Here is a 12,360-nt window from a genome sequence, read left to right on the forward strand (position 1 = left end):
GCTTGTGAATGCCTCGCTTGACCTCCTTTGAAAGCCCGCGGGACCTCTAAACCGCGGCTTCTGTTCCCCTGATCCCCGTCCCGACTCGCCTTTGAAAGGCCGTGCTAAGACGTACGTCTCTATATCAGCATTTATTCTTACATGCTGTTGCAAATCATTATCATCAAGGTCTAGTATCCGCCCACTTTCATCCGGACTGATGAGGCGCGACATGACCACGGAATTGCCCTACGACTTCATTGCCATAGGCCTGGGGCCTTTCAATCTCGGGCTGGCATGCCTGGCGGAGCCTTTGGGGACCCGCAGCCTGTTTCTCGACCGAAAGGCCGAATTCAGCTGGCACCCCGGCATGCTGCTGGACGGCACCACGCTACAGAATCCCTTCCTTGCCGATCTGGTCTCGATGGCCGATCCCACCAGCCGTTTCAGCTACCTCAACTACTGCAAGCAGCAGGGCCGCTTGTACAACTACTACATCCGCGAGAACTGGTACCTGTCGCGCCAGGAGTTCGACCGCTATTGCAAGTGGGCGGCGGCGCAGCTGGACAACCTGCGTTACCAGCATGAGGTGCAGGAGATCTGGTACGACGCCGCGCTGCCCGGTTATGTCCTGGCAGGGGTGCGTGGCGATACCGGCGAAGGCTTTCAGTACAGCTGCCGCAAGCTGGTGATCGGCATCGGCGGCGTGCCGCACGTTCCCGCCTGCTGCAGCCCAGGCGACGTCCGCCAGGCGCTGCATACCTCGGCTTACCTGGGGAGCAGGCAGGCGCTGCAGCGGTGCCGCAGCATCACCGTGATCGGCAGCGGGCAGAGTGGCGCCGAGGTCTTTCAGGACCTGCTGGAGCAGGCGCCGCAGCATGGCTACCAGCTGAACTGGGTGACCCGTGCGCCGCGCTTCTTCCAGATGGAGAACGCCAAGCTCACCCTCGAGTTGATCACGCCGGACTACGGTCGCTACTTCTACGGCCTTGGCGACGGGGTCAAGCAGCAGATACTCGATGACCAGCGCAGTATCTACAACGGCATCAATCAAGCGCTGATCGAGCGCATCTACCAGACCTTGGACGAGCGGCAGCAGCAGGGCCTTGCCGGTGTCCGGCTGCTGCCCAACCTGGCGCTGCAGCAGTGTCGGCGAGACGCTACCAGCGGGCAGTGGCAACTGGAGTTTCAGCACGCCCAGACGGGCGCGCGTTATGGCCATGCGACCGATGGGCTGGTGTTCGCCACCGGCTATCGCTACCAGCTGCCGAGCTTCATCGAAGGCATTCGCGAGCGGATTCGCTGGGATGCCCAGGGGCGTTACGCCCCCTCGCCGAACTGGGCGGTGGATCATCGGGACCGCGAGATCTTCGTGCAGAACGTCGGCTTGCACAGCCATGGCCTGACCAACCCCGATCTCGGCCTGGCCTGCTGGCGCAACGGGCGCCTGCTCAACCAGCTGACCGGGCGCGATGCCTACCCTTGCGAGGCGCGCACCGCCTACCAGGACTTCCAGCCGCCGGCTGACAGCGGCTTCGTCGCGCTCGGGCAGGGGGGCGTTTCTGCATGAACCTGCGCACCACCATTCTGATCATGTCGGGCTTCGGCGTGATCAGCGATTCGATTCTGATCGCCTTCTACCCGCAGTTCTTCGAAACCCGTTACGGCGTGACCAGCCCGGTGCACGTGGGGGCCTATATCGCCGCCATCTCGATTGCGGTGATGTGCATGCTGCCGGTCTGGGCACGGGTCGCCAGGCGCATCGAGACCATGCACCTGCTGCTCTACACCCAGGGGGCGGCAGCGCTGTTCTGCCTGGCCTCGATCTGGGCGCCGAGCGTCGAGAGCTACTGGTTGCTGAGCCTGATGATGTTCATGACCAAGGCCAGCTACCTGCTGATGTTCCCCTACCTGATGCGTCTGGAGGAGCCGCAGAACCACAGCCTGGTGATCGGCCTGCTGTCGGTGGTCATCCATATCGGCGCGATCTTCGGGGCCGCCGTCGGTGGCATGGCGCTGGAGCATCACGGGCCGAGTTTCTGCATTGCCCTGATGGCCGCCGGGGATCTGGCGCAGATGGCGCTGTGTCTCTACCTGATCCGCACGGGACGGGTGGTCAAGGTACTCAGCCGCGAGGAGCAGAGCGGCCTGGCGCCGGTACCGCGACGCAGCCCGCAGGCGCTGTCGGCGCTGCTCAAGCTGTGCCTGTTGATGTTTCTCTTCGACTTCAGCGCCTACCTGGTGCGGCCGTTCTTCACCCTGTACTGGGAGGCGCGCACGGGGCTGCACGAGCCGCTGCTGACCGGCCTGGTGTTCGCCATCCCCGGCATCGTCGCCTTGCTCGCATTGCTGTTCAAGCACCTGGTCGCGCAGCCGCCGCGCTGGGCCGATCACACCCTGTTCAACCTGTTGCTCGGTGCGCTGGGCCTGGCGCTGCAGGCCAGCGACTCGCTGGAGCTGATCATCGTCGGCCGCTGCCTGTATGGATGGGCGCTGTATCAGGTGATCGTCAAGCTCGAGGTCACCCTGTTCAAGGTCAGCACGCCGGATGCCTATGCCCGCGACTTCGGCGTGACCAACTTCTTCCAGAATCTCGGCGTGCTGCTGTCTTCGTTCGGCGCCGGGTTCCTGGTCAACCTGGTCGGTATTCCGCTGACCTTCGTCATCGCTGCGGCAGGCCTGCTGCTGACGGCGATCATCGACCGCGGCTGGTTCGGCGTCGACCGCCGGCATGCCGCTCCGGGAGAACTCTGCCATGCCAACTGAAGCCATTGCGCTGAGCCAGCTGCGGGCGCTGCTCGACCCGCATTTCACCTTGCGTCCGCTGCGTCTCGACGAAGACGTCGCGGTGATCCACCCCTGGTACCAGATGGATTACGCCCACTACTGGAATATGCAGGACATGACCCTGGAGGCGACCCGCGACTTCTACGCCGACGCCATGGGCAGTGGCCATATGCGCGCGTTTATGGGTTTCTACCGTGGCGCGCCGGCCTTCGTCTTGGAGTGCTACGACCCCCGGCACGACCCGCTGGGCAAGCGCTATGCGGTGCGGCCCGGCGATCTCGGCATGCACTTTTTCGTCGGCCCGAGCACCCAGCCGATTCGCCACTTCACCCGTGACGTGCTGCGCGCGGTGATGGCCTTTCTCTTCGACGAACTCGGTGCCCGCCGGGTGGTGGTGGAGCCGGACATTCGCAATCACAAGGTACACCGCCTCAACCGCCTGGTCGGTTTCGTCGAGCAAGGGCCCGTCGAGCTGCCTGCCAAGACCGCACTGCTGGCGTTCTGCACGCCCGCCGATTTTTTCCAATCACTTGAAGGATCAAGCCCGCTATGACTTCTCCTCGTCTGGATCATCCTGTCGCTGCCGTCGCCCACCTCACCCCGGAGCTGTGGCGCAAGGTCAATCGCTTGCTGGTGCGCAAGGCCATCGCCGAATACGCCCACGAGCAGCTGTTCGACCCGCAGCCGCTGGGCGCGGCCGAGCGCGCAGGCTGGCAGCGCTACGAGCTGGCAGCCGACACCGAGGGCTGCGTGTACCGCTTCGAAGCGCGCACCATGGCCTTGCGTCATTGGCATATCGAGCCGGCCAGCATCGAACGCCTGCTCGATGGCCAGCCGCAGGCGCTCGATGCGCTGACCTTCGTCATCGACCTCAAGCGTACGCTGGGTATTCCGGCGGACAAGCTGCCGGTGTACCTGGATGAAATCAGCAGCACGCTCTACGGCGCCGCCTTCAAGCACGGCGAGCGCGCGCTGAGCAGCGCCGAGCTGGCCGACGCCGACTACCAGACCATCGAGGCGGCGATGATCGAGGGCCACCCAGGCTTCGTCGCCAACAACGGCCGCCTGGGCTTCAACGCTTTCGACTACCACGCCTACGCACCGGAAACCGGCTCGCGCTTCGCTATCATCTGGCTTGCTGTGCACCGCGACAACGCGCACTTCGCCGCCGTGCCCGGGCTGGACCACGAGCAACTGCTGCGTGAGGAACTGGGCGAGGCGCAACTGCAGGCCTACCGCCAGCAATTGCAGGAGCAGGGGCTGAATGCCGATGACTACCTGCTGATGCCGACCCATCCCTGGCAGTGGTTCAGCAAGCTGAGCCTGATGTTCGCCGCCGACATCGCCCAGCGCAAAATCGTGCCGCTGGGGCGCAGCAGCGACGAGTATGTGGCCCAGCAGTCGCTGCGCACCTACTACAACCTGTCGCAGCCGCAACGCTGCTATGTGAAGACCTCGCTGTCGATCCTCAACATGGGCTTCATGCGCGGCCTGTCGCCGTACTACATGGCCGGCACGCCGGCGATCAACGCCTACCTCGACCAGTTGATCAGCAGCGACCCGGTGCTGCGTGAATACGGTTTCAGCATCCTGCGCGAAGTCGCCTCGGTGGGCTATCGCAACCGCTACTACGAGGCGGCGCTGGAGACCGACAGCCCGTACAAGAAGATGCTGTCAGCGCTGTGGCGGGAGAGCCCCGGTAGCCGCCTGAAAAGCGGCGAACGGCTGATGACCATGGCCGCGCTGTTGCATGTCGACCCGCAGGGCCTGGCGCTGCTGCCCGAGCTGATCCGCCGCTCCGGGCTGGCGCCGCGGGCCTGGATGCGCCGTTACCTGGACGCCTTCCTGCGACCGCTGATGCACTGCTTCTACGCGCACCATCTGGTGTTCATGCCGCACGGCGAGAACCTGATTCTGGTGCTCGACGGCCACGTGCCCGTGCGCGCGATCATGAAGGACATCGCCGAGGAGTCGGCGATTCTCGACAAGGACGCGCAGATGCCGCCGGGGCTGGAGCGGTTGGCCGTGGACGTGCCGGAGGACTACAAGATTCTCGGCATCTTCATCGACGTGTTCGACGGCGTGTTCCGCCATATGAGCCAGATCCTCGAAGAGAACCAGTGCATGAGCGAGGCCGAATTCTGGCGCGGTGTCGCCGAGTCGGTGATCGACTATCAGCGCGCGCACCCGGAGCTGGCCGAGCGCTTCGCGCGCTACGACTTCTTCGCGCCGAGCTTCCTGCATTCGTGCCTGAACCGCCTGCAGCTGAAGAACAACCTGCAGATGGTCGACCTGGCCAACCCGGCGGGCAGCCTGATCATGGCCGAGCCGCTGGCCAACCCGGTCGCCCCGTTCGCGCCCCGCAGCGAGCACGAGCCGGTGCCACGGCGTAGCGCCGAGCTGCAGCGCTAGCTGCCCGCCCCGTCAGGCGGCGCCTGGCGGGGCAACGACTTCCATGGCCCGGATTGGGTCATAGCCCAGAGCCTGAGGCGTTGCTGCGCCGACGCGGGCGGGATCGGTGCAGGCCGATTTCCGCTGGCCGGTGCCCGTCCGCCTCGCGCTCGCTGCAAGGAGCCAAGCATGTACAACCCCAGTCGCACCGCTCAGTTTGCCGCCACGCCCTACGATTTTCGCCCCACCGAGCCGCAGTTGCCGATTCGCAGTTACTGCGACCCGGCGATCTACGAATGCGAGCAGGAGCTGATCTTCCGCCACTGCGCCAACTACATCGGCCACGAGAAGATGGTGCCCGAGCTGGGCGACTGGTACGCGCTGCCGCATGAGGAGCACAGCCGCATCCTGGTGCGCAACGAGCATGGCGTGGAGCTGCTGTCCAACGTCTGCCGTCACCGTCAGGCGTTGATGCTCGGCGATTTCAGCCCGGGCAGCGATGCCAGTGCGGTGCGCCGCGGCAATCTGCGCGCCACCGGCAACCGCATCCTGTGCCCGCTGCACGCCTGGACCTACGACAGCAGCGGGCTGATCGTCGGTGCGCCGAAGTTTGCGCAGAAGCCCTGCCGCAACCTGCCGCGTTACCCCCTGCACAACGTCGCCGGCTTTCTCTTCGAGGGACCGCGCGATCCGGTCGCCGACATCGGCGCGCTGTTCCGCCGCCCGGACATGGATTTCTCCGACTACCAGCTCGACCACGTCGAGATGCACCCGTGCAAGTGCAACTGGAAAACCTTCATCGAGATCTACAACGACGACTACCACATCGCCTCCTTCCATCCCGGCCTGCGCCGCTACGTGCGCAGCGAGGGGCTGCAGTGGGACTATGGCGACTGGTACAGCCTGCAGCGCATCAACGTGAACCCCAACCTGGCGCGTGCCGGCACCGATACCTACCGCGCCTGGCATGAAGGCCTGATGGCCGTGCATGGCGATGCCGCGCCGGACTTCGGCGCCATCTGGGCCAGCTACTACCCGACCCACATGATCGAGGTGTTCCCCCACGCCCTGGTGCTTTCCACCGTTTACCCCAAGGGCGTGCACGAGTGCCTCAACGTCGTCGAGTTCTACTACCCGCAGGCGCTGTGCGAGGGCAACCGCGAGCTGGTCGAGGCGCACCGCGCCGCCTACATGGAAACCGCCATCGAGGACGACGAGATCGCCGAGCGAACCGATGCCGGCCGGCGTGCGCTGTACCAGCGCGGCATCGACGACAGCGGCCCGTACCAGATACCGCTGGAGGAGGGCATGCAGCATTTCCACGGCTGGTATCGCCAGGTGATGGGCCAGGCCCTGGCAGCCGAGCGCCGCTGAGGCGCGGGTATCGGCCCGACATGGAGGTTGCCGCGATGAACTGCAGTCTCCTTGCGCTGCGCCAACGCCTTATCCCACTCAACCAAGAAAAAGTGTCTGCCCATGAACGCGATGTATCACTCACGACACCCGGCGCGCTTGCGCGCCAGCTGCAGCCCCCGCGTGCTGGCCATGGCCCTGTGTCTGGCGCCACTGGCCTGGCCAGTGGTGGCCTGACTCGTCTGTTCTCGATTCGCGATGGCGATGGCAGCCGCACGCGCACCTTCATTCCGCAGAACAGCCTGTATCTCGCCACCACCTATCGGGTGCCGCAGGTGCAGGGCCTGAAGCTGGGCGGCAGCGTCAATTGGCAGGGCGAGATCGTCCGCGAGCAGGGCACGTCCACCAGCGGCGCGACCATCGTCAGCCGTCAGGGCTCCTACGCCGTGGTCAATGCGCTGGCCCGCTACGACCTCGACTCGCACTTCAACGTCTCGCTCAACGTCAACAACCTGTTCGACCGCAAGTACCTGACCAGCCTGTACTGGGCGCAGTCCTACTACGCGCCGTCGCGCAATGCGACCCTGAGGCTGAGCTGGACGTACTGAGCAAGGCTGTACAGCGCCGCCGGCGCCTGGCCGGCGGCTGCTTCAGTCCACCTTTGCCAGTTCCTCGCGCAGACGGCGCTGGCGTTCCGCCGGCTTGAGCTTCGGACAGGTGCTGCAGAATTCGCCGTCCTCGCGGCGAAAATGCTGGCAGCAGGCGTTGCGGCCCAGCGCCAGGCACTCGCGGCCGTCGTCCAGGCGAACCTCGAGCAGTGCGCTGCTGCGCGGCATGGCTAGCGCTCGCAGCCAGCAGGCCTCCAGTTCGCGCAACGCCGAGTTGGGCAGGCCCAGCCGGCGCTGCACCAGTAGCAGCGCGGCTCGCGTGCAATCGACGGCGAACAGCCTGGCGAGCTTGGGATGGATGCTGGCGACGCGGTCGAACTCGTCCAGTTGCCGTTCGACGAAATCGCCAATCTGCCCGGCGGCGAGGGCGATCAACTCTTGCTGCTCGCCGCGCTGCGGGCTATGCGACGGCAGGCTGAAGCCACCGACGAAGCCGTCGCAGACCGATTGCCCCAATTGTCCCAGGCAGGGTGCGCGGTGCTGCAGGTGCACGGCCAGCAGGCTGAGGTAGATCGGTTGCCAGATCAGCAGGGTCCAACTGCGGGTGGTCCAGTAGTGGCGGCCGGCGCCGGGGTGGGCGCGTTGCCAGTGCGCGTGCAACGCGGCGATCCGTTGCGGGTTGCCTGGGCTGGCGCACTGCAGCTGATCGGGGCTTGGCGTGCCGATACGGCCGTGCAGGGCAGGGACAGTGGCGCGCAGGGTGGTAAGCAGCACGGCGAGGTCGCCAGAGGCATCGGACATGAAGGTGAAACCCTGCAGCTTCGCGAATGGTTCGGGGCGGTGGCAGGGAATCTAGCAGGACATTGCTAATGATACAAATTAGCAATTAGGAATATGTTTCATTGGAAAGCAAAAGGCCCGCGCTGGGTGGGCCTCTTGCCGTGATACGGGTCGGCGATCAGCCGTCGCTGCGCTCCTGCGCCATGCACGCGGCGGCGGTGAACAGCACGTCGGTGGAGGAGTTCAGTGCGGTTTCCGCCGAGTCCTGGACGATGCCGATGATGAAGCCGATAGCCACCACCTGCATCGCCACCTCGTTGGGGATGCCGAACAGGCTGCAGGCCAGCGGGATCAGCAGCAGCGAGCCGCCGGCCACGCCCGAGGCGCCGCAGGCGCTGATCGAGGCCAGCACGCTGAGCAGCAGGGCGGTCGGCAGATCGACGGCGATGCCCAGGGTATGCACCGCGGCCATGGTCAGGATGGTGATGGTGATGGCCGCGCCGGCCATGTTGATGGTGGCGCCCAGCGGGATCGACACCGAGTAGGTTTCCTCGTGCAGGCCCAGGCGCTGGCTCAGCTGCAGGTTGACCGGGATGTTGGCCGCCGAGCTGCGGGTGAAGAAGGCGGTCAGGCCGCTCTCGCGCAGGCAGGTGAACACCAGCGGGTAGGGGTTGCGGCGGATCTTCCAGTACACCAGCGCCGGGTTGACCAGCAGCGCCACCAGCAGCATGCAGCCGACCAGCACCACCAGCAGGTGCAGGTAGCCGAGCAGGGCATCGAAGCCGGATTCGGCCAGGGTCGCGGCGACCAGGCCGAAGATGCCCAGCGGCGCCAGGCGGATCACCAGCTTGACGATGGCGGTGACACCATCGGACAGATCACCCAGCAGCCGTTTGCTGCCGGTGCTGGCATGGCGGAAGGCGAAGCCCAGACCGATGGCCCAGGCCAGGATGCCGATGAAGTTGCCTTTGAGCACCGCATTCACCGGATTGTCGACGATATTCAGCAGCAGGGTCTTGAGCACCTCGCCGATGCCGCCGGGGGGCGTCAGTTCGGCGGCCTGGCTGCTCAGCACCAGCGCCGAGGGGAAGGCGAAGCTGGCCACCACCGCCACCAGCGCGGCGCTGAAGGTGCCGATCAGGTACATCAGCAGGATCGGGCGGATATGGGTCTGCTGGCCGTGCTGGTGGTTGGCGATGGACGACATCACCAGAATGAACACCAGTACCGGCGCCACCGCTTTCAGCGCCGAGACGAACACGTTGCCGACGAAGCCGACGGACAGCGCCGCCTGCGGGGCGATCAGGGCGAGGACGATACCGGCCAGCAGGCCGATGAAAATCTGCATCACCAGGCTGGTGCGGTTGAGCAGCTGCAGGGCAGGGTGAATGGCTTCGGACATCGCGGGAGTCTCTGGTTGCTGGGCCGCGCCACAAGTGGCGCTGGGCCCCGGGCGACAGGGCTTCCGGCCGGGCGCGAGAGGCTCGGCGGAAAAAATAGCGCGCGACTCTAGCACAGTCGCGGCGGGCGTCGACCGCGCCGGGGCGATCAGGGCGACAGGGTGCAAGCCGGTGTCGCATCTCGGCAAGCGGCGAGTGCTTGAAATATCGAACATCCGCTGCGTATTTTGTCCATCTCGCCGTCGGCCGACGGTATTCGAGCACACAAGGACAACCACAGATGAGCACTGCCAGCCGCCCTGCACTGGAAACCCTCCTGCGCGGCATCGACGAAATCGAGTGCGTGACCCCCGACCTCAACGGCGTGCCGCGTGGCAAGGTGATGACCGCCGCCGGCTTTCTCGAAGGGCGGCGGCTGCAACTGGCCCGCGGCGTGCTGCTGCAGTGCATCATGGGCGGCTACCCGCCGGCGCGTTTCTACGGCGGCGACGACGGCGACCTGGCGCTCAACGCCGTGCCGACGCAGATCCACCGCCTGCCCTGGAGCGAGCCGCCGCGCGCGCTGGCCATCTGCGACGCCGACGAGCTGGACGGACGCAGCAGTGGCCTGTCCACCCGCGGCCTGCTCAAGCGCGTGCTGGCGCGCTACGCCGAGCATGGCTGGCAGCCGGTGGTGGCCACCGAGCTGGAGTTCTTCGTGTTCGCGGCGAATGCCGATCCGCTGCAGCCGTTCCAGCCGCCGGTCGGTCTGGACGGTCGCCGCGAGGATGGCGGTGCGGCGTTCAGCGTCAGCTCCGGCAACGGCCTGCGCCCCTTCTTCGCCGAGGTCTACCGCTGCATGGCGGCGCTCGGCCTGCCGCGCGACACCTTCATGCACGAGATGGGCGTCAGCCAGTTCGAGATCAACCTGCTGCACGGCGATGCGTTGCAACTGGCCGACCAGACCCTGCTGTTCAAGCACCTGCTCAAGGAGGTCGGGCTCAAGCACGGCCTCAGCGTGGTGTGCATGGCCAAGCCGCTGGCGCATACCCCGGGCAGTTCCATGCATATCCACCAGAGCGTGGTGGAGCGGGGCAGCGGGCGCAATATCTTCAGCGCCGACGACGGCGAGGCGACGGCGGCCTTTTATCACTTCATCGGCGGTCAGCAGGCGGCGCTGGCCGATTTCACCCTGCTGTTCGCCCCCCATGTGAATTCCTACCAGCGCCTGTGCCATCCCTATGCCTCGCCGAACAATGCCTGCTGGTCGGCGGACAACCGCGCCGCCGGCCTGCGCATTCCGGCCAGTGCGCCGGTGGCGCGGCGGGTGGAGAACCGCCTGCCGGGCGCCGATGCCAACCCCTATCTGGCCCTGGCCGCCAGCCTGGCCGCCGGCTTGCACGGTCTGGAGCGCGAGCTGCAGCCGAGTGCGCCGATCCAGGGCGAGTTCGAGGTGCCCGACGAATTGGCGCTACCCTGTACCATGCATGCCGCCATCGAGCGTCTGAAACGCAGCGAGTTGGCGGTCGAACTGTTCGGTGCGGAATTCATCGAAGGTTACATCGCCAGCAAGACCCTGGAGCTGACCAGCTTCTACGATGAAATCACCCCCTGGGAGCGACGCGTGCTGGCCGCGCAGGCCTGACCGGCCGCCGCTCCCTATGTATTCGCGCCGTACCGCGCGCCCTGCCGGGCGCGCCCCGCACAAGGAGCCGTAGCCGTTCATGCGCCCGATCTGGAAGTCCTTCCGTTCGCTGTACTTCGCTACCTTGCTGATGCTGCTCGGCTCCGGCCTGCTCAGCACCTACCTGGCCCTGCGCCTGGCCGACACGGTGGACGGCCTGTGGGTCGGCGCGCTGATGGCGGCCAACTATTTCGGCCTGGTGCTCGGCGGCAAGCAGGGCCATCGGCTGATCGCCCGGGTCGGGCATATCCGCGCCTACGTCGCCTGCGCCGGGGTGGTCACCGCCGCGGTGCTCGGCCATGGCCTGGTGGAGTGGCTGCCGTTCTGGCTGCTGCTGCGCATGCTGGTGGGCCTGGGCATGATGTGCCAGTACATGGTGATCGAGAGCTGGCTCAACGAGCAGGCCGAGGCCAGCCAGCGCGGCCTGGTGTTCAGCGGCTATATGGCGGCCTGCTATCTGGGGCTGATCCTCGGCCAGCTGGTGCTGGTGGTGCACCCGACCCTGGGCCCGGAACTGCTGATGCTGGTGGCCCTGTGCTTCGCCCTGTGTCTGGTGCCGGTGGCGCTGACCCGGCGCCTGCACCCGGCACCGCTGCACCCGGCGCCGCTGGAGCTGCGCTTCTTCCTCAGCCGGGTGCCGCTGTCGCTGACCACCGTGGCCGTGGCCGGGCTGCTGATCGGGGCCTTCTATGGCCTGGCGCCGCTCTATGCCACGCGCATGGGCCTGAGCACCGAGCAGGTCGGCCTGTTCATGGGCAGCTGCATCCTCGCTGGCCTGCTGGTGCAGTGGCCGCTGGGCTGGCTGTCGGACCGACGCGACCGGGTACTGCTGATCCGCGGTTGCGCCGCACTGCTGCTGCTCGCCGCGTTGCCGCTGGCGCTGCTGCAGCAGGTGACGCTGTTGCCGCTGATCGGTATCGGCTTCGTGGTCAGCCTGATGCTGTTCAGTCTTTACCCGCTGGGGGTGGCGCTGGCCAACGACCACGTCGAGCCGGAGCGGCGGGTGTCGCTGACCGCCATGCTGCTGGTGACCTTCGGCGTCGGCGCCTGTATCGGCCCGCTGTTGGCGGGGGTGCTGATGCGCCTCTATGGCGCCCACATGCTCTACGTGTTCGTCTGCTGCTGCACGCTGATCCTGGTCTGGCGCATCCGTCCCGAGGTGGTCACTCACCTGCATCAGGTCGAGGACGCGCCGCTGCATCACCTGGGCAGCCCGGCCAATGTGGCCGGCTCGCCACTGATGGCAGCGCTCGATCCGCGGGTCGACGAGCAGACCGTGCAGGAGCAGATGCAGGACCCCGTCGCGGCGCCAGAGGAGCCGGCGGAGGCGCCACGGGCGACGCCATGAGCCGCCTCAGCGTCGTCATCCCGGCGCTGGACGAGGCCGCGGCGCTGCCGG

General features: G+C 66.3%; 10 protein-coding genes. 8 read left to right on the forward strand and 2 right to left on the reverse strand.

From position 1 onward, the window contains the following. The first annotated feature begins 211 nt into the window (after positions 1 to 211). The 6 genes from N878_RS07530 (at position 212) to N878_RS07555 (ending at position 7,118) form a co-directional block, all read left to right on the forward strand. Complete coding sequence (locus tag N878_RS07530) at positions 212 to 1,549, forward strand: lysine N(6)-hydroxylase/L-ornithine N(5)-oxygenase family protein (RefSeq protein ID WP_021443058.1); 1,338 nt, start codon at positions 212 to 214, stop codon at positions 1,547 to 1,549. Continuing rightward, on the forward strand, positions 1,546 to 2,745 hold the full coding sequence (locus N878_RS07535) for a YbfB/YjiJ family MFS transporter (protein WP_021443059.1): 1,200 nt from the start codon (positions 1,546 to 1,548) through the stop codon (positions 2,743 to 2,745). Before N878_RS07530 ends, N878_RS07535 begins: the two co-directional genes overlap by 4 nt. Next, a complete protein-coding gene (locus N878_RS07540) occupies positions 2,735 to 3,319 on the forward strand; it encodes a GNAT family N-acetyltransferase (RefSeq protein WP_021443060.1) in 585 nt (194 codons plus the stop codon). Before N878_RS07535 ends, N878_RS07540 begins: the two co-directional genes overlap by 11 nt. Then, positions 3,316 to 5,178: an IucA/IucC family siderophore biosynthesis protein gene (locus tag N878_RS07545; protein ID WP_021443061.1), complete on the forward strand. Its 1,863-nt coding sequence runs from the start codon at positions 3,316 to 3,318 to the stop codon at positions 5,176 to 5,178. The genes N878_RS07540 and N878_RS07545 overlap by 4 nt, the downstream gene beginning before the upstream one ends. Positions 5,179 to 5,346: 168 nt before the next feature. Beyond that, positions 5,347 to 6,531, forward strand: coding sequence for an aromatic ring-hydroxylating dioxygenase subunit alpha (locus tag N878_RS07550; RefSeq protein ID WP_021443062.1), 1,185 nt, complete (start codon positions 5,347 to 5,349; stop codon positions 6,529 to 6,531). A 179-nt stretch (positions 6,532 to 6,710) separates the two neighbouring features. Further along, positions 6,711 to 7,118 carry a TonB-dependent receptor gene (locus tag N878_RS07555; RefSeq protein ID WP_021443063.1) on the forward strand — a complete coding sequence of 136 codons (408 nt, stop codon included), beginning with the start codon at positions 6,711 to 6,713 and terminating at the stop codon, positions 7,116 to 7,118. 42 nt (positions 7,119 to 7,160) lie between these two features. Here the strand turns inward: N878_RS07555 and N878_RS07560 are convergent, their stop codons facing one another. Then, entirely contained in the window at positions 7,161 to 7,919 is a 759-nt protein-coding gene (locus tag N878_RS07560; protein ID WP_021443064.1) for a siderophore ferric iron reductase, read from the reverse strand. Between the two features lie 157 nt (positions 7,920 to 8,076). After that, positions 8,077 to 9,300 (reverse strand): serine/threonine transporter SstT, encoded by a 1,224-nt coding sequence (sstT, locus tag N878_RS07565; protein ID WP_021443065.1) that lies wholly within the window; start codon positions 9,298 to 9,300, stop codon positions 8,077 to 8,079. Between the two features lie 380 nt (positions 9,301 to 9,680). Here sstT and N878_RS07570 point away from each other — a divergent pair, with 380 nt between their 5' ends. Together N878_RS07570 and N878_RS07575 are read left to right on the forward strand one after the other, a co-directional pair. Then, on the forward strand, positions 9,681 to 10,922 hold the full coding sequence (locus N878_RS07570) for a glutamine synthetase family protein (protein WP_177342882.1): 1,242 nt from the start codon (positions 9,681 to 9,683) through the stop codon (positions 10,920 to 10,922). Between the two features lie 79 nt (positions 10,923 to 11,001). Continuing rightward, positions 11,002 to 12,309, forward strand: a complete 1,308-nt coding sequence (locus tag N878_RS07575) for an MFS transporter (protein ID WP_021443067.1) — start codon at positions 11,002 to 11,004, stop codon at positions 12,307 to 12,309. Positions 12,310 to 12,360 lie beyond the last annotated feature (51 nt).

The organism is Pseudomonas sp. EGD-AK9, from assembly GCF_000465935.2.
In the GTDB taxonomy this organism is placed as follows: domain Bacteria; phylum Pseudomonadota; class Gammaproteobacteria; order Pseudomonadales; family Pseudomonadaceae; genus Aquipseudomonas.

What these genes read in the sequence shown, in the direction of transcription:
- N878_RS07530 (WP_021443058.1), top strand. Translation starts at nt 212, where the DNA reads ATGACCACGGAATTGCCCTACGACTTCATTGCCATAGGCCTGGGGCCT.
- N878_RS07535 (WP_021443059.1), top strand. Translation starts at nt 1,546, where the DNA reads ATGAACCTGCGCACCACCATTCTGATCATGTCGGGCTTCGGCGTGATC.
- N878_RS07540 (WP_021443060.1), top strand. Translation starts at nt 2,735, where the DNA reads ATGCCAACTGAAGCCATTGCGCTGAGCCAGCTGCGGGCGCTGCTCGAC.
- N878_RS07545 (WP_021443061.1), top strand. Translation starts at nt 3,316, where the DNA reads ATGACTTCTCCTCGTCTGGATCATCCTGTCGCTGCCGTCGCCCACCTC.
- N878_RS07550 (WP_021443062.1), top strand. Translation starts at nt 5,347, where the DNA reads ATGTACAACCCCAGTCGCACCGCTCAGTTTGCCGCCACGCCCTACGAT.
- N878_RS07560 (WP_021443064.1), bottom strand. Translation starts at nt 7,919, where the DNA reads ATGTCCGATGCCTCTGGCGACCTCGCCGTGCTGCTTACCACCCTGCGC.
- sstT (WP_021443065.1), bottom strand. Translation starts at nt 9,300, where the DNA reads ATGTCCGAAGCCATTCACCCTGCCCTGCAGCTGCTCAACCGCACCAGC.
- N878_RS07570 (WP_177342882.1), top strand. Translation starts at nt 9,681, where the DNA reads ATGACCGCCGCCGGCTTTCTCGAAGGGCGGCGGCTGCAACTGGCCCGC.
- N878_RS07575 (WP_021443067.1), top strand. Translation starts at nt 11,002, where the DNA reads ATGCGCCCGATCTGGAAGTCCTTCCGTTCGCTGTACTTCGCTACCTTG.